Annotated in this window: 20 protein-coding genes; 14 read left to right on the plus strand and 6 right to left on the minus strand. The window is 69.7% G+C overall.

What is annotated here, in order from left to right; all coding sequences use genetic code 11:
* A partial coding sequence (locus tag ACOJUJ_RS06965; RefSeq protein WP_420126153.1) for a transposase occupies nucleotides 1-112 on the plus strand: 112 nt, incomplete at its 5' end.
* Nucleotides 113-531: 419 nt separating this feature from the next.
* On the opposite strand, the gene ACOJUJ_RS06970 is transcribed toward ACOJUJ_RS06965, so the two are convergent.
* Nucleotides 532-1,797 (minus strand): hypothetical protein, encoded by a 1,266-nt coding sequence (locus ACOJUJ_RS06970; protein ID WP_420126135.1) that lies wholly within the window; start codon nucleotides 1,795-1,797, stop codon nucleotides 532-534.
* Between the two features lie 182 nt (nucleotides 1,798-1,979).
* On the opposite strand from ACOJUJ_RS06970, the gene ACOJUJ_RS06975 reads away from it, so the two are divergent.
* The 4 genes from ACOJUJ_RS06975 to ACOJUJ_RS06990 all read left to right on the plus strand — a co-directional run bounded on the left by ACOJUJ_RS06975 (nucleotide 1,980) and on the right by ACOJUJ_RS06990 (nucleotide 6,980).
* Nucleotides 1,980-2,381: a BlaI/MecI/CopY family transcriptional regulator gene (locus tag ACOJUJ_RS06975; RefSeq protein WP_420126136.1), complete on the plus strand. Its 402-nt coding sequence runs from the start codon at nucleotides 1,980-1,982 to the stop codon at nucleotides 2,379-2,381.
* A complete protein-coding gene (locus ACOJUJ_RS06980) occupies nucleotides 2,378-4,222 on the plus strand; it encodes a M56 family metallopeptidase (RefSeq protein WP_420126137.1) in 1,845 nt (614 codons plus the stop codon). The genes ACOJUJ_RS06975 and ACOJUJ_RS06980 overlap by 4 nt, the downstream gene beginning before the upstream one ends.
* A gap of 381 nt (nucleotides 4,223-4,603) precedes the next feature.
* Nucleotides 4,604-6,130: a pyridoxal phosphate-dependent decarboxylase family protein gene (locus ACOJUJ_RS06985; RefSeq protein ID WP_420126138.1), complete on the plus strand. Its 1,527-nt coding sequence runs from the start codon at nucleotides 4,604-4,606 to the stop codon at nucleotides 6,128-6,130.
* 181 nt (nucleotides 6,131-6,311) lie between these two features.
* Complete coding sequence (locus tag ACOJUJ_RS06990) at nucleotides 6,312-6,980, plus strand: hypothetical protein (RefSeq protein WP_420126139.1); 669 nt, start codon at nucleotides 6,312-6,314, stop codon at nucleotides 6,978-6,980.
* Between the two features lie 384 nt (nucleotides 6,981-7,364).
* On the opposite strand, the gene ACOJUJ_RS06995 is transcribed toward ACOJUJ_RS06990, so the two are convergent.
* Nucleotides 7,365-9,017, minus strand: a complete 1,653-nt coding sequence (locus ACOJUJ_RS06995) for a PAS domain-containing sensor histidine kinase (RefSeq protein WP_420126140.1) — start codon at nucleotides 9,015-9,017, stop codon at nucleotides 7,365-7,367.
* A gap of 286 nt (nucleotides 9,018-9,303) precedes the next feature.
* Between ACOJUJ_RS06995 and ACOJUJ_RS07000 the strand changes: the two genes are divergently transcribed.
* Complete coding sequence (locus ACOJUJ_RS07000) at nucleotides 9,304-9,843, plus strand: double zinc ribbon domain-containing protein (RefSeq protein ID WP_420126141.1); 540 nt, start codon at nucleotides 9,304-9,306, stop codon at nucleotides 9,841-9,843.
* Between the two features lie 38 nt (nucleotides 9,844-9,881).
* Nucleotides 9,882-10,016, plus strand: a complete 135-nt coding sequence (locus ACOJUJ_RS07005) for a zinc ribbon-containing protein (protein WP_420126142.1) — start codon at nucleotides 9,882-9,884, stop codon at nucleotides 10,014-10,016.
* Nucleotides 10,017-10,142: 126 nt separating this feature from the next.
* Here the strand turns inward: ACOJUJ_RS07005 and ACOJUJ_RS07010 are convergent, their stop codons facing one another.
* Entirely contained in the window at nucleotides 10,143-10,280 is a 138-nt protein-coding gene (locus ACOJUJ_RS07010) for a hypothetical protein (RefSeq protein ID WP_420126143.1), read from the minus strand.
* A gap of 36 nt (nucleotides 10,281-10,316) precedes the next feature.
* Nucleotides 10,317-12,302, minus strand: a complete 1,986-nt coding sequence (locus tag ACOJUJ_RS07015) for an ATPase, T2SS/T4P/T4SS family (RefSeq protein WP_420126144.1) — start codon at nucleotides 12,300-12,302, stop codon at nucleotides 10,317-10,319.
* Nucleotides 12,303-12,669: 367 nt separating this feature from the next.
* Between ACOJUJ_RS07015 and ACOJUJ_RS07020 the strand changes: the two genes are divergently transcribed.
* The 5 genes from ACOJUJ_RS07020 to ACOJUJ_RS07040 all read left to right on the plus strand — a co-directional run bounded on the left by ACOJUJ_RS07020 (nucleotide 12,670) and on the right by ACOJUJ_RS07040 (nucleotide 16,737).
* Nucleotides 12,670-12,798, plus strand: a complete 129-nt coding sequence (locus tag ACOJUJ_RS07020) for a hypothetical protein (protein WP_420126145.1) — start codon at nucleotides 12,670-12,672, stop codon at nucleotides 12,796-12,798.
* A gap of 357 nt (nucleotides 12,799-13,155) precedes the next feature.
* Complete coding sequence (gene aroF / locus ACOJUJ_RS07025; protein WP_420126146.1) at nucleotides 13,156-14,205, plus strand: 3-deoxy-7-phosphoheptulonate synthase; 1,050 nt, start codon at nucleotides 13,156-13,158, stop codon at nucleotides 14,203-14,205.
* Nucleotides 14,202-14,531 carry a chorismate mutase gene (locus tag ACOJUJ_RS07030; protein WP_420126147.1) on the plus strand — a complete coding sequence of 110 codons (330 nt, stop codon included), beginning with the start codon at nucleotides 14,202-14,204 and terminating at the stop codon, nucleotides 14,529-14,531. Before aroF ends, ACOJUJ_RS07030 begins: the two co-directional genes overlap by 4 nt.
* 382 nt (nucleotides 14,532-14,913) lie before the next feature.
* Nucleotides 14,914-15,831: a prephenate dehydrogenase gene (locus tag ACOJUJ_RS07035; protein WP_420126154.1), complete on the plus strand. Its 918-nt coding sequence runs from the start codon at nucleotides 14,914-14,916 to the stop codon at nucleotides 15,829-15,831.
* 117 nt (nucleotides 15,832-15,948) lie between these two features.
* Nucleotides 15,949-16,737 carry a M48 family metallopeptidase gene (locus ACOJUJ_RS07040; RefSeq protein ID WP_420126148.1) on the plus strand — a complete coding sequence of 263 codons (789 nt, stop codon included), beginning with the start codon at nucleotides 15,949-15,951 and terminating at the stop codon, nucleotides 16,735-16,737.
* 299 nt (nucleotides 16,738-17,036) lie between these two features.
* On the opposite strand, the gene ACOJUJ_RS07045 is transcribed toward ACOJUJ_RS07040, so the two are convergent.
* Nucleotides 17,037-17,162: a hypothetical protein gene (locus ACOJUJ_RS07045; protein WP_420126149.1), complete on the minus strand. Its 126-nt coding sequence runs from the start codon at nucleotides 17,160-17,162 to the stop codon at nucleotides 17,037-17,039.
* Between the two features lie 168 nt (nucleotides 17,163-17,330).
* Nucleotides 17,331-19,043, minus strand: a complete 1,713-nt coding sequence (locus tag ACOJUJ_RS07050) for a M61 family peptidase (RefSeq protein WP_420126150.1) — start codon at nucleotides 19,041-19,043, stop codon at nucleotides 17,331-17,333.
* A 608-nt stretch (nucleotides 19,044-19,651) separates the two neighbouring features.
* Here ACOJUJ_RS07050 and ACOJUJ_RS07055 point away from each other — a divergent pair.
* Both ACOJUJ_RS07055 and argS read left to right on the plus strand, forming a co-directional pair.
* A complete protein-coding gene (locus tag ACOJUJ_RS07055) occupies nucleotides 19,652-19,987 on the plus strand; it encodes an FmdB family zinc ribbon protein (protein ID WP_420126151.1) in 336 nt (111 codons plus the stop codon).
* Nucleotides 19,988-21,631, plus strand: a 1,644-nt coding sequence (gene argS / locus ACOJUJ_RS07060; RefSeq protein ID WP_420126152.1) for an arginine--tRNA ligase, incomplete at its 3' end; no start/stop codon positions are given.

Genomic DNA, 21,631 nt, shown 5'->3' on the forward strand with positions numbered 1-21,631 from the left:
ATGGCTGAATCAGTATCGCCGGTTGAGCAAGGATTATGAGGAACTAACCTCCTCAAGCGAGGGGATGATCTACCTCGCGATGATCCAAGTGATGGTCCGCAGAATCGGATGATATCAGATTCTTAAACACGCTCTCAGGAAGTCAACGCTGTGGTAGGGTTTAGCAACACCGTCTGAGTCTGAGGGAACGCCGCGCGAACTCGTGCTACACACAATGGCTTGGGCGCGCCCAAAGGACCTTGTTTGCCTGGCCTGGAGACTTGAACGGCTCCCGAGGGCTGAGTTTCGCGACCCCACAAAGATCCTTCGGTCGCGCGCAAGCTTAAGTGGTTGAGGAATTTACGGAGGTGCGCGCTCCCTCAGGCTCAGGATGACACCGTGCCGCTTTGGGCAGCAGGTGAGATTTGGCACACACCGTCCAGCCTCAGGCAAATCGACGTTGTATGCGGAAGACGCGGAGGCGCGGAGAACCCGCTCCGCGCCTCCGCGCCCTCCGCGTCTCTGCGTGAGCGCCGTTTCCCCGCGGATTCGTCAGCCGCCGTCGGGATAGGGGCGAAAGCGCGGGGTGCGCAGCGCCTCGATGGAGCCGCGCGCGGTGTCGCCCAGGATGATGAGCGCGTCGTAGCCCGTCAGCATGCGCCGCAGCCGCGCGTCCAGTCCGGGGATCTGGCCGTGGAACGCCCACGGCTGCAGCGGCCGCAGATCGAACAGCACGTCCTGCCCGGGCGTGACGTGCTTTACGAACGGGGCAAGAAAGCTCTCGGGCAGGTCCGGCCAGTTGAGCACCACGTACAGGTGCAGCGAGTGGCCGCCCTGGAACGTCGCCTGCTCCGAGAGAAAGTTGCCGAGCGTAAACACTTCGTTGTTGGGGCCGATGCCGCGGCCCAGGTGCACGTGGCCCGACTTTACCAGCACGCGCGGCGGCCGGCCCGCCGCGGCGTGCGCCGCGCGCCAGGCGCCGGCGAACAGCGTCTTCATGTTCTGCTCGCGCAGCCAGCCGGACTGATGGAACGCGGTAAAGTGCGGCGAGGGCTGCGTGTTGTACGGCGACCACACCTGGTTGGACAGCGCGAGCTGGTGGATGAGCGCATCCGCCTCCGATCCCGGCTCCGGGCGGAACGCCTCGCGCAGCGCCTGAAAGCCGGCCGGTTTCGCCACGCCGCCCAGCCAGGAGACGTTCCGCGCGTACCGCTCGCCCTCGTGCTCCAGCGCGTGGCCGTGCTGCTCCCGGGCCAGCGTGCGCGCCGGCTCGTCCGGCGCCAGCGCGATCAGCCGCTCCAGCACGTGCGCGGCCGCGAACTCCTGGTTCAGCCCCCACACGGGATCCGGCGCGGTGGAGATCGCCGCCACGCGGTCGATCATCCGCAGCTCATCTTCCGTGTACATGTGGAATGCGGAGGGGTAGCGCAGCCCCAGCCGGAACGCGCCGTCCGCCTCGCCTCCGCGCACCGCGCGCGACAGCAGGCGGCCGATCTCCGGCCCCTCCTCCAGCGCCAGGTAGTCGAATCCCTCGCGCTGGTGCAGCATCCGGAACAGCCCTACGGTGAGCTCCGGGATGGCCCGCGTGTTGTGGTTCTCGCCGATGGCCACAAAGTGCGCGCCCTTTGCCGCAGTCTCGATCCACGCGGCGCCGGGGCCGGAAAGCTGGCCGCCCGTCTCCACGCGAAGCGGAAACACGTTTCCGCCGAGCACGCTGTCCAGCACCGCCTGGGCGCTCGCGGGGCTGGAAGCCGCGTGCATCCCCACCACTCCCGCCACCAGCACCCGCATCCAGCGGCCGCGCGATCCGTTCCGCATGCGTCTGCTCTCCACTACGATTGATTCATGTGGTGGAAAATTCACCATATGGTGGAGATTACACCAGCAGGGCTCCCGCGTCAACGATTACACACGCGGGAACAGGGCGGCCTTGCGGAGCGGTGGAATTTCCACCACACTGCGAATCGTCCGCTGCCGCCGCGCTTCTCCGCAGACCGACCATGACCGACGATCTCTATTTCTCCCTTACGGATCGCGAGCGCTCGGTGCTGGACGCGCTGGAGCGGGTGGGGCGCGGCAGCGTGGCCCAGATCACGGACGCGGTGCCCGGCGCCACGACCGATGCCGTGCGCGCGGCGCTGCGGGTGCTGCGGCAGAAGGGGCTGGTGCAGCACGGTGAGGACGGCCGGCGCTACGTGTACGAGCTGGCCACGCCGCCGGTGGATGCGCAGGTTTCCGCCGTCTCGCGGCTGGTGCGCACCGTCTTCGGCGGGTCGCGCGCCCGGGCCATGGCCGCGCTGCTGCGCCTGGACGATCCCTCGCTGCGCCCCGAAGAGCTGGACCGCCTGGCCGCCGAGATCGACGAAGCGGAAAAGCGCGCGCGGCGGGGCGGGGACGCGTGAGCGCGCCGGGCATCCACCTGGCCCTGATCGTCCTGAAGGCGACGGCGATCCTGGCCGCAGGCGCGCTGCTGGCCGCCACCGGCCGTCGCGCGCCCGCCCGGGTGCTGCACGCGCTGTGGACGGCCCTCCTTGCCACGCTCCTCGTTCTTCCCGTGCTGCACCTGGCCGTCCCCGCACGCACGCCGGCGTGGCTCCGTACGCCCGCCGTGCCGGCGTGGACAATGCCGGCCGCGTCGCATCCACATCGATCCACTCTCCTTGCTCCGCCGATCGACCTCGCCGGACCCGCGGCCCAGGCTCCGCCGGCGCGTCCGCCGCGTCCCACGCCCGATCGCCAGGTTCCGTGGGGCGCGCTGTTGCTGGCGGTCTGGGCGTGCGGCTGCGCGATCGGCTTCATGCGGATGGCGGCGGGCGTGTGGCGGCGGCGGACGATCGCCGCGGACGCGGTGAATGACGACGTGTGCCGCGAGCGGCTGGCGCGGGTCGCGGCACGGCTGGGGATGCGGACGCCGCGGCTGCGGATGCCGCCGCACGCGGTGCCGGCAACGTGGGGCGTGCTGCGCCCCGTGATCGTGCTTCCGGTATCGGCGCGGGGGTGGCCGGGGGACCGGCTGGACGCGGTGCTGCATCACGAGCTTGTCCACGTGCGGCGGCGCGACGCGCTGTGGTGCGGGGTGGGGGAGTGCGCCTGCGCGTTGTTCTGGTTCCACCCCGGTGTGTGGATGGCCCGCCGCGCCGCCCTGCGCGCCCAGGAGCAGGCCGCCGACGACCTGGTGCTCCGCACCGGCGCCGAGCGCTTTTCCTACGCCCGCGCCCTGCTGGAAACCGCCCGCCTGTACGCGCATCCATCCACGGACGCCGCGCCCGCCCTGTTTCGCGGCCGCTCCGAGCTGTCGTCGCGCCTCCGCCGCCTGACGCACGCCGCTCCGGCTGCGGATTCGGCCGGCTGGCCCCTCGCCGCGCTCCCTCTCCTCCTCGTCGCCGCAGTCGGCTGCATCGTGCCGCTGCGCCCGGCTCCCGCTTCCGCCGCGGACGCGGGGGAGGTGATCGAGAGCCGCACCACCGCGCGCCCCGCGGTTGCGGCTGGCGCCCATCCACCGCCCGCCGTGGGGGCGCCTGTCGCGGGGGCGGCGGATGATGCCGAAACGTCGCCGCTCGCCGAGGCCGATCCTTCGGCAACCACCAGCGCCCCGCCGCCCAACGTGTCCCCGATCGCTGCGCGGACGGGGGCGGACACGCTGGACTACGACCGGCAGATGGCCGCGGCGGGGCTGCGTGAGTTGAGCGTCCCGGCGCTGCGGCGGCTCCGGAACCTGGGGGTGACCCCCACGTACGTCCGCGAGATGCGCGACGCAGGGCTGCGTCTGCATCTGCCGGCCGAGGCCGTTTCGCTGTGGATCCAGGGCGTCACGCCCGCGTTCGTCCGCGACGTGCGCCGCGCCGGGACGCCGATCGACGCGCCCGCCGATGCGGTGGAGCTGTGGATCCACGCAGTGCCGGCGGCGTTCATCCGCGAGCTGGCCGATGCGGGCGTGGACGTGTCGCGTGCCAGCCCGCTGCGCATTCTGCACAACCACGGCGTGCGGCCCGCGTACGTACGCGAGCTGGCCAGCGCGGGGATGCCGCTCCGCGATCCCGCGCAGATTCTGGAGATGCACATCCACAAGGTGCCCGGGCGGTTCGTGGCCGCGTTGCGCGAAACCGGGCTGCGTGGCGTTACCGTGCGGGAGGTCCGGCGGCTGCACAACTTTGGCGTGGACCCGCGCGATCCCGCGCAGATCCGCACCGTATCCGGCTACGACCTTGCCCTCGCCCGCATTCCCTCACTCCTGTCCGATTGATCCGCGACGAATCAAGATGACGAGGGCCCCGGCGCCATCTCGCGCGCCGGGGCTCTCGCTGTTCGCCGGGCCGCCGCCATCTGGATTGTGCGGCGGCGAGGGCGCGCGTTAGCTTCGGCGCGTTCAAATCCGACCTCTCACGCCGCTGATGCGGTGCTCCCCCGCGCTGGACGCGATCGTGGATGAGGGCGGTGGGTGGCGCACGTGGAGCCGCTGGGGATCGCGCGCGGCTTGACGTGCACGGGGTGTACTGCAACGCGCCCCACGAGCGGGTAGAAACCGGATTCAGCCGGGAAGCGCAGATGAACATCTTCTGGAACAACGCATGTTGCTGAAACGGCACGGCCACGGGTCGCCCCTTGAGCATTCGGTGAAGCCTCGATGATGACGGGCAACGAGCAGGAGGGCGGCACGCCGGTAGGGGCAGGCGCCGGAGGCGAAGAGGCGGACGCCGCGCGGGCGGAGGTGCTGGCGCGGCTGCGCGGGCTGGAGCGGGCGTCGCGGGTGCTGGAGCCGGGCACCACGGCGCGCAAGCGGCTGCGGCGCGCGGTGCTGGCGGAATCGGAGCGCTTTCTGCGGCGGGTGGATGGGCTGCACGCCTTTCAGCCGGGGGACGCGGCGGGGCTGCTGGACCTGCCCATCGCCGAGCGCGGCGCGCCGCTGGCGGAGGTGATGGAGCTGCTGGAGCGCGAGGCCATCCGCCCCGGCGGGCATCCCGCGTCGCCCGGGCACCTGGCGTACATCCCCGGCGGCGGCATCTACCACAGCGCGCTGGCGGACTACCTGGCCGCCGTCACCAACAAGTACGCGGGGATCTTCTTTACCGGCCCCGGCCCGGTGCGGATGGAGAACCAGCTGGTGCGCTGGGCGGCGGACCTGGTGGGGTATCCGGCGCAGGCGGGCGGCTCCATCGCGTCCGGCGGCAGCCTGGCCACGCTCACCGCCGTCACCGCCGCCCGCGACGCGCACGGCCTGCGCGGCGCCGACTACGCCCGCGCCGTGGTCTACCTGACCACGCAGGCGCACCACGCGGTGGAAAAAGCGCTGCGCATCGCCGGGCTGGGCGAGGCGCCGGTGCGGCACGTGGACCTCGACGAGCGCTTCCGCATGTGCCCCGACGCACTGGCGCGGGCGATCGCCAGGGACCGGGCGGCGGGGCTGCGGCCCTGGCTGATCGTGGCGGCGGCCGGGGCCACGGACACGGGCGCGGTGGACCCGCTGGACGCGCTGGCCGACGTGGCCGAGCGCGAGGGGTGCTGGCTGCACGTGGACGCGGCGTACGGCGGGTTCTTCATGATGACGGAGCAGGGCAGGGCGGTGCTGGCGGGGATCGAGCGGTCGCACTCCACCGTGCTTGACCCGCACAAGAGCCTGTTCCTGCCCTGGGGCGCGGGGATGGTGCTGGTGCGCGACGTGGGCGCGCTGGCCGAGGCGCACGCCGGCACCGGCAGCTACATGCAGGACGCCCTGCGCGCGGATCCGGGTGAGGTATCGCCCGCGGACGTGTCGCCGGAGCTATCGAAGCCGTGGCGCGCGCTGCGGATGTGGCTGCCGCTGGTGCTGCTGGGTACCGCGCCGTTCCGCGCCGCGCTGGAGGAAAAGCTACTGCTGGCGCGCTACTTCTACGACGAGGTGCGGGCGCTGGGCTTCGAGGTGGGGCCGGAGCCGGACCTGTCCATCGTGACCTTTCGCTGGGCGCCCGCGGGGGTAGACCTGCAGCGCGCCAACGCCGTCAACGAGGCCATCGTGGAGGCCATTCGCGCCGATGGGCGGATCTTTCTCTCGTCCACCATGCTGGATGGGCGGTTCACGCTGCGCATGGCCGCCCTCTCCTTCCGCACCCATCGCCGCACCATCGACCTGGCGCTGCAGATCCTCCGCGAGCAGTTGGCGCGCGTGACCGGCTGACGGACGTGCGTTCTTCGTGGGATGCAAGAGCCCAGCGTTGCTACAGTGCCGGACGTCCACATGAGGACGGGCAACTTAGCTTCAGGCGTGTCGCTCTTGTGATGTTGCACAATCCCCTCTTATTCTCCGCATGCTCCTCCACAATTTCCTTGTACTCTCTTGTTGTCCTTCGAACAGAATCATGATGTACGCTCCTGAAATCCAGCTTCCTTTTGAGATGGTCCCTGACGCTGGATTTGAGACGCGGCGCAATGTGTTTCGTCTAACCCATGCATTGCAGACAACAGTGGCTGAGGCCGCAATTGCGCTGGATTTGTTCGAACGGGCTGTGATCTACCGAGACGCAACGATGCCGTCAGAGTGGTGGCAGGACGAGCCTGAGGTTGCGGCGATGCTTGCGAGAGTTGTACTCCCAAATGACCGGCCGCACTCGTATTTCAGCATAGCTCCGCAAATGCACGCCCGGACGTTTGTACTCGCGCTTCGGATGATTGGGGTGTTTCTACAAACCCTTGCGGTAGAGATCGGAGCACTACGACCGGACTTGGATCGGATATCGCAGGCTTATGACGCTAGTTTTCCGACTCTCAAGGAAGTTCGGGATTCGATTGCACACATGGAAGATCGGTTGCGGGGATTAGCGGGCATGGGGAAGAAAAAGAAAGTAATCATCCCGCAACCCGTGCCTACACTTGCTCCGGAAGGTGGCGCTACGTTCAGCAATTTCATACAGGGACGCTCCTTAGTATGGACGCTGGCAGATGGCTCAGTAGGATCGTGTGAAGTTTCTGAAGATATCTTGCGAACAGCGGTTTCTCATGTCGCAAAGGCTGTGAGCGTGCTGATTTAACGATGTGTACACGCCCGAAAGTAGTCACGCCCCAACATCAACAAGCCCGGGCCGGTGGTGTTAGTGCTGATGTATGAGTCACCATACCATTACCTTGCACCGTGGGCGCCATCCACCCACCACCCGAGATACGCGATGCGTCCATCGATGCCTTTCAGGCGCAGCTGTGTCCGAGCCATCGGCAGAATCAGTTCCTGAGGGAGTATGCGCTCGCTCCAGCACCGAGGAGTGAAGCAGGGCGCGGTCAGTCTCCGGCAAATATGCCGCGCCTCCCGTGTCGGCACCGCTCTGTCTATCACGGTATCGCGCAAGATTTTCTGGATGAAGACGCCGGAAACTGGTACTAACTCTATGTGAGGCCAATTCTTATGCGGAGTCGGGGACTCACTCCGCGGCGCCCACGTCACGCGGCAGGCGCAGGGCGAACACGCTCCCTTCGCCGGGCACGCTCTGCACCGTCAGGTCGCCAGCCATGGCGCGGGCAAGATCGCGGCTGATGGCTAGGCCCAGTCCGACGCCCTCCTGCGGCTGGCTGAGCCGTCGGCCCACCTGCTGAAACGGGTCGAAAATGCGCTCCTGCTCCTCCGGCGGAATCCCCACGCCGTTGTCCCGCACCCGCAGTTCCACCCACGCGTCGTCCGCCGCGCAGGAAAGCACCACCCATCCGCCGGCCCCGGTGAACTTGATGGCGTTCCCCACCAGGTTCAGCAGCACCTGACGCACCCGCTCGGCATCCCCAAGGAAACACAGCGACGGGTCGCACGGCTCGGAGGTGTACGCCACGCCGCGCGCCTCGGCCTGCGGCGCCACCAGCGACTCCACGCTCGCCAGCACCTCCTGCGCGTTGAGCGGGTGCACGTCGAACTCGATGCTCCCCGCCTCCAGCCGCGCAAAGGAAAGGATGTCGTTGATGAGCGTGAGCAGGTGCCGCTGGTTGGCGGTAATGCGGCCCAGCGCGCCCCGCTGCGCCTCGGCCAGTGCGCCGTGGATCCCCAGCTCCAGCAACTCCACGTAGCCGCCGATGGCATTGAGCGGCGTGCGCAGCTCGTGGCTCATGCTGGCCAGAAAATCCGCCTTGGCGCGGTTGGCCGCCTCGGCCTCGGCGCGGGCCGCCTGGGCATCGCGCAGCAGGGCCTCGCGCTCCAGCTCGGCGCGGCGGTACTCGGTTACGTCGGTGAACAGGATGGCCACCCGCCGCTGCTCCGGCTCGTCCACGCGAAAGGCGAACACGTCGAACCAGCGGCCCATGGCCTCGGACCCGCTCTCGAAGCGGCTTGGCTCGCCCGTCAGAGCCACGCGGCCGTACGCCTGGAACCAGTGCTCCTCCAGCCCGGGCAGCATCTCGCGCGCTCTCCGGCCCACCGCGTCCGGCGGCAGCCCGGTGTGCTTTACGAACGCCGGATTGGCTTCCACAAAGCGGTAGTCCGCCGGCTGCCCCCGCGCGTCGAAGATCATCTCCACCACGCAGAACCCCTCGTCGATGGAATCGAACAGGGTGCGGTAGCGGGCGTCGCTCTGGCGCAGGGCGATCTCGGCCTCGCGGTGCGCGGTCACGTCCTGCACCGTGCCCAGCCCCCGCAGTGGGCGCGCGGCGTGCCCGTCGCCATCGAACTCCACCCGCCCCTGCACGCGCAGCCAGCGCACCGTGCCGTCCGGGTGCACCACGCGGTACTCCGTGCTCACCGCCGCCCGCCGGTCCGGGTCCAGCGCGGCCGTGATCTCGCCCAGCAGGCGCTCGCGGTCACCGGGGTGAATGCGCGCGACAAAGCCGGCCGTCGGCGTTACCTCGTCCAGGCCGTACAGCGCCTGCGCGCGTGGATCCATGAGAAAGTGGTCCGCCGCCAGGTCGTGCTCCCAGATCCCCACCTGCGCCGCGATGACCGTCAGGCGCAGGCGCTCCTCGCGGCCGCGCAGCGACGGCTCCGCCTCCAGCGCGCGGACCTGCGCCTCCAGCTCGCGGATGCGCGCGTGCAGGCCGGCCGTGTCGATCTCTGTTTGGGGCGGCGCGGCGTCGGGGCCGCGCGAAGGGTCCAGCATCCGCGTCTCCAGACGGGTGGTGCAGGTGGTGGATCCGAAAATCCGGCGAAACGCGAAACGCGCGCCCACGCCAGTTGCGTTCCTCCGCACGCGACGGGGAGTGGAATCGGTAGCGGCGAACGACGGAGAAGCGGATTTCAGAGGACGCCTGTACGCAGGCGGCGCCCGCATCCTGGCGGATTCCATCGACGGTCGGGAATCCCCGCACCGGCTGTCCCTCTGTAATCCGGAGCGCAGGGAACGGATGCGCTGATCGGAGAATCTACATCTACCGCCTCCTTGCCCGATGCTGATCTGCAACCGCTGCGGCACCTCGATTCCGAACGGAGCCCGCTTCTGCCCGGCGTGCGGCGACCCCGTCACCGCGGGCGACGCACCGGGAAAGCACGTGGCTCCCTCCAGCGAGAGCGTCAAGCTCGCCTGTCCGCACTGTGAGGATCAGGCGCTGTACCTGATACCCTCCCACGGCGTTGGCCAGCTGACGTGCGCGGCCTGCGCCAACCCGTTCGACACCCGCGTTGTCCGCGTCCGGTCCAAACGGTCGCTCGGGAACAAGCAGATGGGCATCCGCTCGTTCACCGTCCGCGTCGAAGACCTCAGCGGGCGAGACGATCTGGTCGAGTTCGTTCGGGAGGAGAACCAGGACTTTGAGCTTCGCGCCAGGGACCTCGTGGCGTTCTCGTCCGTCCATGGCCAGCTCACGACCGTGCAGAACCTTAGCGTAGACCGGTTCATGATGCTGCATCCCCGCGGAGCGAGTGGATGCGGACTGGCGGTCCTGCTGTGGATGAGTGCCGCCGCCGGGGCCGGCGCGGTGGTGTTCTGACGTCCGCCGGCCTGTTACCCCTTGTTCAGGAGATGACGATGTCGACCACGGGTGAAAAGCCGGGGAAGGGCACCTACGCGTGCACGAACTGCGGGAAGACCGTCGTCCTGGACGACGACACGGATACGCTGCCGCCGTGTCCCAGGTGCGAGGAGACGGAGTTCCGGCCGTAGACGGGCGGCCGGATCACCCCACATGGCGAGAGCCCCGACGCATCGTCGCGCCGGGGCTCTCGCGGCTCATGGGTCAGGCGACCGATCGCGTGAGATTCCTCCCAGTTCCGCGTTCGATCGGTCGGCCTACGCGGCGTTTCGCGCCTGCGCCTGCAGGCGCGCCGTGAGCAGGCGGACGTCGACGGCGCGGTCCAGCACCTCTACCGCGCCCAGCTCGCGCACCCAGTCCAGCAGCGCCGCGTCGGTCTGGGAAGTGTAGACCACCACCGCCGTGGGCGATCCGGCCAGCGCCTGCAGCAGTCAGATCCCGTCCAGGCGGGGCAGGGCGATCTCGGTGACCAGCCAGTCCGGTCGCAGGCGCTGCGCATAGCTCAACGCGGACTCCCCGTCCGCCGCCTCGATCACGCCAAAGCCGTCCGCCTCCAGCGCGCCGCGCAACGCCCCGCGCGCCTCGCGATCGTCGTCGGCCACCAGCACGCGGATGCGCTCCCCCGCCGGCCGGCGGGCGGGGACCACCGCGGGGGCGGAGGGAACGGGCTCGGAAGCGGCAGGGGTCAGCGCGGAGGCAGCCGGCACGGCTGTCGGAGCCGGCGCGGCGGCGGCGCCCAGCAGCTGCGCCAGCAGCGTGTCCACGTCGGACTGCGAGGATGCCTCCGCGGCGCAAAGGGGCGCGGCGACGTTGTCGAGCAGCTCGTGCAGCGAGGTCATGCCCTGCAGCACGCGCTCCAGGCCCGCCTGCCACAGCGTCATCATCCCGCCCTCGCCCGCGGCGCGCGCAAGCTCCGCGTACTCCGCTCCGCGAGCGATCATCCGCTGCATCTCGGCGGTGACCAGCATTACCTCCGGGACCACCATCCGCCCCGCGAAGCCGCTGTACCGGCACCGCGCGCACCCGGCGGCGGTGCGCAGGTTCCGGGTGTCGCGCCCCGACAGCAGCGCCTGCTGGTCCACCGGCAGCTCGGCAAGCTCTACGCGCCGGCAGCAGTCGGGGCACAGGCGGCGAAGCAGCCGCTGCGCCACCACCGCCTTGAGCGCGCCCGACAGAGCGCCCAGGTCCACCCCCATGTCGGTGAGGCGGGCCACGGCCGCGACGGCGTCGTTGGTGTGCAGCGTGGAGAGCACCAGGTGGCCGGTCATGCTCGCCTTAAGGGCGATCCCCGCCGTTTCGCCGTCGCGGACCTCGCCCACCAGAATCACGTCGGGGTCCTGGCGCAGCATGGAACGCAGCGCGGAGGCAAACGTCAGCCCCGCCTTTTCGTTTACCTGAACCTGGTTGATCCCCGGGAGGCGGATCTCGACGGGGTCTTCGATGGTGGTGATGTTGCTGGTGCTGCCCTGCACCCGCCGCAGCACGGAGTACAGGGTGGTCGTCTTGCCGGACCCCGTGGGGCCGGTTACAAGCACCATCCCTTCGCGGCTCTGCAGCAGCTTTTCCACCCGGTGCAGTTCCGCCGGCAAAAAGCCCAGCGAGGCCAGGTCCACGGCGCCCGCGCCGGAATCCAGCAGCCGCACCACCACCTTTTCCTGGCCCTGCTCCAGCGGCAGGGTCGAGATGCGCAGGTCCACCCGCCGGCCTTCCAGCGTCACCGTGCAGCGCCCGTCCTGGGGGCGAATGCGGTCGGAGATGTCGACGCCCGCGGTGACCTTGAACCGGCTAACCAGCGCGGGCGCCGCCTCGCCGGGTACCCGCAGGGCGTCGTGCAGCAGTCCGTCCACGCGAAAACGCACCAGGAGCGCCCCTTCCTTGGGCTCCAGGTGCACGTCGCTGGAGCGCTGCGCCAGCGCCTCGCGAAGGATGCGGGCCTGCATCTGCTCGGCGGTGCCGCTCAGCACGGGCACCCGTGAGCCCCCGCCGTCCTGCTCCGGGTACAGCCGGCCCATCGCTTCCCGCAGCTCGCCGGGGTGTGCGATTCCCAACAGCACCCGCCGCCCGGTGGCGAACGCCAGCTCGTCCGCCCACCCCGCCAGGGGGTCGGCGCACGCCACGCGCAGAATCCCGTCCCGCACCTCCACGGGCACGGCCCAGAAGCGCCTGGCCAGCCGCCGCGGCAGAAGCTCCGCCGTCCCGGCATCCACCTCCGCGAGCGGAACGTACGGGACGCCGCAGTGCCGCTCCGCCGCGGCGGCCACCTCGGCGCGAGGCACGCCGGCGGCTTCCAGCGCTTCCCAGGCGCTCGGGGCCTGCCTGCCGGCGGCGGCCTGGGCGAGTGGGTGATGATCGCGGACAAACACGTCCAGAAGCCAGCGGTCGGTGGGCGACCCGGGCGCGGCGGCAGGGGAAGGCATGTTCTGCGGGGAGTTCGAGAGGTGGAACGGGAGGATGGCGCGGACGAAGGCAAGGGAGATGCCGATCCCGCGAATACTCACAACCTCAATCCGCAAAAAGCCTTACGAGGTGGGATTGCGTCGTGGTGGACCGTGGGTCCGCCGCCCGGATTTCCGACATCCAGCCGTGGACTGTCGCGGCTCGTAGAGGGCAGCGCATCCGGCCTCACGATTTTCCGTGCTGCCCGGTCAGCTTGCTGCACACGTGGAGACAGTCCGAGTGCCCGACGTGCGATTTTCGTACGACGTCCGGAATCCGGACGCCAGACGGAGCCACGGGAATCAGCGTCCGGATCCGTGGTCGGCTCCCCCACGCGAGGGGTCGAGAATGCCATTGTGCCCCGCGCGCTTTCCCGTTACCGTTGAAGCCATGACCATCGACGCGCTCACCATGTTTTGCGGCTACCGCGACTACGGATTTCCCATCGGGAGTCCGGGGCCGGCCGCGCGCGTGTAGCACCCGCTCGCAGAACAGGCATCCAGGGCTCCCGGAACGGTTTCGGGAGCCTTTTTCATTGCCAGTCGGCTACGCAGGATCGCGCTGATTGCGCCACGGCGAGATCTGAATAAAAAGGGCACACTGAAACACTTGCCTTTGGTCGGGAAAGGAATTACGGTGAGATCAACGAGCCTCCACACGCACCCTTTCCGCCGCTACGGCGACTACGGTGACTACCTGTTTATCACGGGGAGTTCCGGGCCGGCCGTGCGCGTGTAGATCCGCTCGCAAGGTACCAGGGCTCCCGCACATCGCCGGGGGCCCGGCTGTTTGGCCCTCCCCATCGGCCCCCCACGCACCCCGAGGGAAAGAACCATGATCATCGTCACCCGTCCCGGCGTAACCGACGCCGAAGTGGACCACATCCGCGAGCGCGTCGAGACGCTCGGCATGCGCACGCACGTGTCGCGCGGCGAGCAGCGCACCATCATCGGCTGCCTGGGCGACGAGTCGCTGCTGCAGGAGGCCGCGCTGCTCATCCTTCCCGGCGTGGAGTCGGTGCATCCCGTGCTCAAGCCGTACAAGCTGGCTTCGCGCGAGTTCAGCCCCGGCGCCAGCATCGTGCGCATCGGCAAGGGGGTGCAGATTGGCGGGCGGGGGCTGGCGGTGATCGCCGGGCCGTGCTCCGTCGAGGGGCGCGACATGCTGCGGCAGACCGCCCGCTCCGTTTCCGCCGCCGGCGCCGAGCTGCTGCGGGGCGGCGCCTTCAAGCCGCGCAGCAGCCCGTACGCATTTCAGGGGCTGGGCGAGGCGGGGCTCCGCATGCTGGCCGAGGTGCGCGCGGAAACCGGGCTGCCCATCGTCACCGAGGTGATGGACACGCGCCAGGTGGAGCTGGTGGCCGAGTACGCCGACGTGCTGCAGATCGGCGCGCGCAACATGCAGAACTTTTCGCTCCTTTCCGAAGTGGGGCGCGTGCAGCGGCCCGTGCTGCTCAAGCGCGGGATGTCTGCCACCGTCAAGGAGTTCCTGATGGCGGCGGAGTACATCATGGCGCAGGGCAACCGCGACGTGATTCTGTGCGAGCGGGGAATCCGCACCTACGAGACGGCTACGCGCAACACGCTCGACATCGCCGCCATCCCCGTGCTCAAGGCCGAGACGCACCTGCCGGTGATGGTGGATCCCAGCCACGCCGGCGGCCGCACGGACCTGGTGGCGCCCCTTTCCTTCGCCGCCATCGCCGCGGGCGCCGACGGGCTGGTGGTAGAGGTGCATCCGTCGCCGGAGCAGGCGCTTTCGGACGGCGACCAGTCGCTCACGCTGTCGGGCTTCGATTCGCTGATGCAGGCCATTCGCCCCTTTGCCCACGCCGCCGGCCGCACCGTGGCCGAGCCGCGGATCGCCCGGGCGGAGGCCGCGTGACGGTGCAGTCCCTCGAAGCTCCCCCCGCCGCGGCTCCGCCCCCCGCGGCGGAGCTGGAGCGCATTCGGGACGAGATCATCCGCGTCGACCGCGCCATCGTGGAGCTGATCGCGGAGCGGGTGGCGCTGGCGCGGCAGGTGGGCCCGGTCAAGCGCGCGCTGGGCATGCCCACGCTTGACCCGCCGCGCGAAGCTGCCGTCGTCCGCCGCGCCAGCGCCCTGGCCCGCGAGAGCGGCCTGGCGGAAGAGGACGTGCGGTACGTCTTCTGGCACCTTGTCGGCCTCTGTCGCCGCGTGCAGATGGAAGGTGAGGGTGTGAGGGTGTGAGGGTGTGAGGGTGTGAGGGTGTGAGGGTGTGAGGGTGTGAGGGTGTGAGGGTGTGAGGGTGTGAGGCGGACGGCCGCCCCCTTGGGGCCAACGCCACACCAGTGTTGACTTCCTGGCGGTGTGCGGGGCACAGCCAAACCTCACCTGCTCCCAACGCAGCCCCCACTGTCATCCTGAGGGAGCGCACGCCCGCAACTTTCATAACCGCATAAGCTTGCGCGCGACCGAAGGATCTCTGTCGGGTCGCGCGAGACCCAGCCCTACGGTTCTGTCGGCAAGGCCCTTCGATCGGCACCAGGGCACATCGTCCAAGCAAAATCCAGCGCGGAGCCTCCCTCACGATGACTGGTCGTGAGGGAGGCTTCGCACTACCATACGGCGAATCTGTCGTCTCACCCTGGAGGTCCGTCGCGCGGCGGATCTGACCCCCCATCCGTTCAGGCAATCGATGGATGTTGAGGATCCGCAATTCCGCACCGTCGCCATCATCGGGCTGGGACTGATCGGCGGATCGCTGGCGCGCGACGTGGCGGGGCAGGGAGTCCGCGTGCTGGGATGGGACGCGGATGCCGATGGATTGCGCGCGGCGGTGGCGGATGGCGTCGTCCATCATCCGCTCACGGATGACCTGCGGGACGTCCATCAGGCGGATGCGGTCGTGGTCGCCGTGCCCGTGCTCGCCGCCGCGGAGGTGCTGCGAAAGCTGGCGCCGTACCTGGGGGGCGTACGGCTGATCACGGACGCAGGGAGCACCAAGACGTCCATCGTGCGCGCGGCGGAGGCGCTGGGGATCGGCGCGCGGTTCGTCGGCTCGCATCCGCTGGCGGGGGACCACCGCAGCGGGTGGGGTGCGTCGCGCACGGGGTTGTTCGCCGATGCGCGCGTCTTTCTCTGCCGCACGCACTCTACGGAGGGCGACGCGATGCGGCTGGCGGCGGCACTGTGGGCGAGCGTCGGCGGGCAGCCGGAGGTGATGGATGCGGACACGCACGACGTGCGGCTGGCCTGGACCAGCCACCTGCCGCAGCTGGTTTCTACCGCACTGGCACTCGCCATCCACCAGACCGGCATGCCCCGCGCGCAGCTGGGCCCCGGCGGCCGCGACGTCACCCGGCTGGCCGGCAGCGACCCCGCCATGTGGGCCGACATCGTGCTCGACAACGCCGACGCCCTCGCGTCCGCCATGGCGATGATGGGCGCCCAGCTATCCGCCGTGCAGCGCGCCGTCATGAACGGTGATCGCGACGGACTGCAGCGCCTGTTCGGCGAAGCGCGCCGGTGGCACGGCGAGAATCCGTAATGGCGCGCATCGTGAAGTGTGCCGGTGCAACTTGTTGCGCGCACACGTGATTGCAGGGTACGCCCGATGCCGGACCGGAACCGCAGGACCCAACGCCGTTTTCTCTGCGCCGCGCTGATGGCGCCCGCGCTCGCCGCGTGCGGCGGCGGCAGCGTGAGCCTGCAGGAAGAGGCGGAGCTGGGCGCCGCCTTTGCCGTCGAGGTGCAGCGCGAGATGCCGCTGATCCGCGACCCCGCCGCCGTCGCCGCGCTCAACCGCTTTGGCGACGCGCTGGTGGCGCGCGCGGACTCCACCGGGCGGGACTACACCTTCTACCTGGTGGATTCGCCGGAGGTGAACGCGTTCGCCGTGCCCGGCGGCCACATCTTCGTGAACCGCGGGCTCATCGAGAGCGCGGACCAGGCGTCGGAGTTCGCGGGGGTGCTGGGGCACGAGATCGCCCACGTCACCGAGCGCCACGGCATCGAGCAGATGAAGAAGCAGCAGGGCGCCGGTACCCTGATAAGCCTGATCTACGTGATCCTTGGCCGCGACCCCGGCATCGTGGAGCAGGTCGCCATCCAGGCCGGCGGCGCCGCGGTGTTCGCCCGCTACGGCCGCGAGGCGGAGCGCGAGGCCGACCAGCGCGCCATCCAGACGCTCCCCGCCGCGGGGTACGATCCCGAGGGTGTGGCCACCTTCTTCGAAACGCTGCTGGAGCAGCAGCAGCGGCAGCCCGGCCTTCTCGACAGCTGGTTCGCCAGCCATCCGACGAGCCAGGAGCGCGTGCAGAACGCCCGCACCCTTATCGGCACGCTCAACGTGGACCGCGAGCGCCTGATCGACGACACGCGCGAATACCAGGCGTTCCGCGCCCGCGTTCGCCAGCTCGGGGCGTCGAACGGCTCCGGGGCGACCGGGCGGTAAAGTGATGGGCCTCACACGGAGTCAACGGAGTGAACGGAGTTTTCTCGTGCCGTGCCCTGCGGAAATCCGTTGATTTTTCCTGTTGCGGACGCGCGGGTGCCTGGGCCGCCGCACACCGCCGGGCCGCCGAGTCCGCGCAGGCGGACTTTGCGATTTTCCAGCGGCGAATTTATTCGCTCCAGCGGGCGGACGGCACGTTACCGGATCAGACACTCAACGAGCATCCATGCGCCGGCAACGAAAAGACGGGGCACTCCACGGAGTGCCCCGTCTTCGTATTCATCCATCCCGACGCTCCGTCAGCCGGCCATCAGCATCCCGATGCCGGCCAGGAGGGCGCTGCCGGACGCGAGCAGGAGCGTGCGGGTGATCGTACCCGCGTGTTCGGGATAGCGGCGCTCGAGCATCTTTACCACGTGCAGCATGGGAGCCTCCCGGATTTGTGGGAACGGGCCGCGGCATCGTCCGCATCCCGGCCGGCTTCGGAATCCATCCGCCCCGGCATGCATCTCTACGGCCCGCACGCCCCACGAGTTGCGCCGCGGCGTACCATCCGCACGCGTCGGCCGGGATCCCGATGCCGCCCTCGCCGATCACGCGCCGCTCATCAGCCGCACGCACCGCTCCGACGAGCCCTCCGGCGTCAGTACGAAGCGCTGGATGCTGACGCTGCCCCTGCCGAGGGGCAGGTAGCGGAAGACGCGCTCGGTGCCGGCGTCATTCACCCGGTACGCGATCTCCACCGCGGAATTGCCGGGCGTGCCGGCCTCGCGGCGGATGATCCGCATCCCGTCGCGCATCCCGGCCGCGTAGCCCGGCGACGCGGGATCCATCCCCGTGATCACCATCCCGTTCGCCTCCGTGGCCGCCAGGTCAAAGCCGCGGTGGAACTCCGGCTGCGTAATCGTCCCCACCCGCGCGCAACCGCCGAACAGGTCTGCCGGCAGCGACACCGGCTCCCCGCGCTCCACGTGCCGGGCAAGCTCCGCCCCCAGGTCCATCCCCAGCTCCTGCCGCGCGACGATGGGGAAAAGCGCCGCCGCGTCCACGGGCGTTTGGGCCTGCGTGTTGCGCCGGGCGAGCGCGCGCTGCGCCAGCATCACGTCATCCATGTCGGCGCGGCCGCCGGTGTGCGCGCGGATGCGGTGGTCCAGCAGCAGCGCCAGCAGGTGGCCGCGGTCGTAGGGAAGCTGCTGCACGTTGTTGTCCGTCCAGAACTTCTCGCCGATAGCGGCGTTCGGAATCGCGCGTGCGGGCGAGTTGGCGTTGCGCATCAGCACCCGGTTCAGCTCGGCGACGTACTCGGCCGGCGTCCACAGGCCCGCGCGCAGCAGCACGCGCCCCGCGTAGAAGTCGGTGAACCCCTCCGTGATCCAGAACGCGCTCGCCGCGTCGTCCGGCGAGCCGCCGATCTCCTCACCGATCCACGTGTGCATGTACTCGTGCGCCAGAAAGCGCGACGCGTCGCCCAGCGGAAACCCGGCGGTGGATGCGACCGAAAACGCGTCCCCCCGCCCCGTACCCGTGTACGAGAGTCCCGGCGCCGAAGGCCCCATCGACGCCATCGGCACCACGAACGGCCGCCCCGCGTCGCCCCAGAACGCGTTTTCCGCCTGGACAACGCCGATCACCGCCTCCGTGAACGCTTCGGGCGCAAAGTCCCACTCCCCGCGGATCGCCACCTGCAGCGGCGCCCCGCCGATCTCGCGCCGCACCAGCGTAAGGTCCGGCGCGCCGATGGCCACGCTCTGCACCACGTCCGTCACCGTGCCCGGCCGCGCCCCGGCCAGGTGGTCCAGGTCCGACGCCATCTTCCACCCCGCGGGAAAGCCGCTCCACGCGAACCGCGCCGGCGCATCCTCCCGCCCCTCCGGCGCCGCGAACACGCCCTCGCCGTGGAAGAAGAACCAGCCGGGAAGGATCACCGGCAGCGCCTTTTCATAGCCGAACCCTGGCTCCTCCGTGTACGGCGACCGCACGCGGTACCGCACCGCCAGCGCCGCCCCCGGCGCATGCGTGATGATGCGCGCCTCCGCCCCCGCCTCGCGAACGGAGGCGGCGCCTTGCACCCGCACCTCGTCTACCTGCTTCCAGAGCGAGTCGGTGCCCGCCCATTGGCCGGGAAGATCCAGCCGCGTCTCCCCGTCCGCATCCCCCGCGAAGCGGATCTCCACGGCCAGCGCCCTGAGCGCCGCCCCCTCCATCACCGGCGCCACCGTATAGCTGACGGGCGAGTCGACCTGTGCCGCCGCGCCCCCCGCGCACGCCACCACCGGCACGGCGACGGCAAAAACTCGTAGGATCATGGATCGTTGACGGTTGATGTTCAGCCGTGGACGCTCTGCCGCGGCTTTGCGTCGGCTACGGACGGATGTGACGGGGAGATTCAAGGCGGGGGATGGATGGAGGTCATTCGGCGTGCTTCGAACTGCGTCCGCGGGTGCCCCTCCCCCGGCCCCTCCCCGTTCGTTCCTCACGGAGAGGGGAGAACTTCGATCCCGTTTCCTGAGGTGCGTCGCACCTCCCTCCCCCGCAAACTGCGCGGGGGAGGGCCGGGGAGGGGGGCGCTCACCATCCCGCACCATCCTGTCCGCAGCTCACCGCCGCCTGCTCCCACACCCAACCTCCCCCGGCAGTTTCGGGGGAGGTGGGCCGGTGGTGCCGGCCCGGAGGGGGCCAACTCAGAGCCAGCCGAAGCACTCCCTCCTCAGCCCTACCTCAACCTCCCCCAGGGTTTTTTGGGGGAGGTGGGCGAGTGGTGCTCGCCCGGAGGGGGCGTGCCCCTCGCGCTGGCCCGTCCGAGCCGCTCCGCACCGTTTATCCGTTCCCCTTCCGTTGCCGCAGGTGCCTCGGCGGTGTACCTTACGCGGGTTTGTGAAGAAAAGGAACAAGCGTTCGCCGGAAGACAAGCAGGATGCCCACGTACGAGTACCGCTGCCCCGAGTGCGGCAACGAGTTCGAGAAGTTCGGCAAGATGTCGGACCCGCCGGTGATGGAGTGCACCCGGTGCGGCGCCGAAGCCATTCGCAAGATCTCCGGCGGCGCCGGCCTGGTCTTCAAAGGGAGCGGCTTCTACATCACCGATTACCGCGGCGAAGGCTACAAAAAGGCCGCTGAGGGAGACAAGGGCGGCTCGTCCTCGTCGTCCGGCGGTGAATCGAAGAGCGAGCCCGCCGCGGCTCCCAAGTCCGAATCCAAATCATCCGGCTCGTCCTCGTCGTCGTCGGGCGGGGGGAGCAAGAGCGAGTAGATGTCGGTCGACAAGCTGCAGTCGGAGATCGAGCGCGCCCTGCGCGACATGGGCGTCGAGGAAGCCGTTCCCGTCATCCTGGAGCGTCCGCGCAACCCGGAGCACGGCGACTGGGCCACCAACGTCGCCATGACGCTGGCCAAGCCGCTGCGCAAGGCGCCCCGGCAGATCGCCGAGGAGCTGGTGGGCCGCATCGACCACGCCGGGGCCGGCATCCGGTCGGCCGAGGTGGCGGGGCCGGGGTTCATCAACTTTCGCCTGAGCACCGACTACCTGCGCGAGGGCCTGGTCCGCATCGTCCGCGAGGGCGACGCGTACGGAAAGTCCGACGCGGGGCAGGGGCAGCCGGTGATGGTGGAGTTCGTTTCCGCCAACCCCACCGGGCCGCTGCACGTGGGCCACGGCCGCCAGGCCGCCCTGGGCGACGCCATCACCGAGCTGCTGGCGTGGGCCGGGTGGAAGGTGCACCGCGAGTTCTACTACAACGACGCGGGCGAGCAGATCAACAAGCTCACCCGCAGCGTGTGGGCGCGCTATCAGCAGGCCCTGGGCAACGACGTGCCGTTCCCCGACGACGGCTACCACGGCACCTACATCGGCGAGATCGCCGCGGAGCTGGTGGCCGAGCACGGCGAGCGCTTTCGCGGCGACGATTCCCCCGAGGCGCTGGACGCCATCCGCGTGTACGCCGTGCAGCGGCTGCGCGCGGAGCAGAACCGCGACCTGGACGGGTTCCGCGTCCGCTTTGACCACTATTTCCTGGAGTCGTCGCTGTACACGTCGGGGCGGGTTGAAGACACCATCCGCCGCCTGCGCGAGAGCGGCCACGTGTACGAGCACGAGGGCGCCGTCTGGCTGCGCACCACGGAGTTCGGCGACGACAAGGACCGGGTGATGGTCAAGAGCAGCGGCCATCCCACCTACTTTCTGCCGGACGTGGCGTATCACGTCATCAAGTGGGAGCGGGGGTTTCACCGCGCCATCAACGTGCAGGGAAGCGACCACCACGGCACCACCGCACGCGTCCGCGCCGGGCTGCGGGCGCTGGGGCTTCCCGCCGGCTACCCCGAGTGGGTGCTGCACCAGATGGTGCTGGTGATGCGCGGCGGCGTGGAGGTAAAGTTCAGCAAGCGCGCCGGCGACTACGTCACCATGCGCGACCTGTACGACGAGGTGGGCGTGGACGTGGCACGCTACTTTTTCCTCATGCGCCGCGCCGAAGCCCAGCTCACGTTCGACCTGGACCTGGCGCTGGAGCAGTCGGACCGCAACCCGGTCTACAAGATCCAGTACGCCCACGCGCGCCTCTCTTCCATCTTCCGCCGCGCGGAAGTGGATCCGGCCGCGCTGGACCCCGAGGCCGCGGACCTGGCGCTGCTCTCCCACGAGAGCGAGGCGGACCTCGTCAAGCTGCTGCTGCGCTTTCCGGAAGAGGTGGAGTCCGCAGCCGAGGCGCACACGCCGCACTCCATCTGCGCGTACCTGGAAGAGGTGGCGGGCGCGGTGAACAGCTGGTACCACGCCGGCAACCGCGACGCCTCGCTGCGCGTGATCGGCGCCGAGGTGAGTCCGGAGCAGTCGCGCGCGCGGCTGGTGCTGAGCCGCGCCGTGCAGGTGGTGCTGCGCAACGGCCTGGCCGTGCTG

It is taken from the genome of Longimicrobium sp. (assembly GCF_048594345.1).
GTDB lineage: Bacteria > Gemmatimonadota > Gemmatimonadetes > Longimicrobiales > Longimicrobiaceae > Longimicrobium.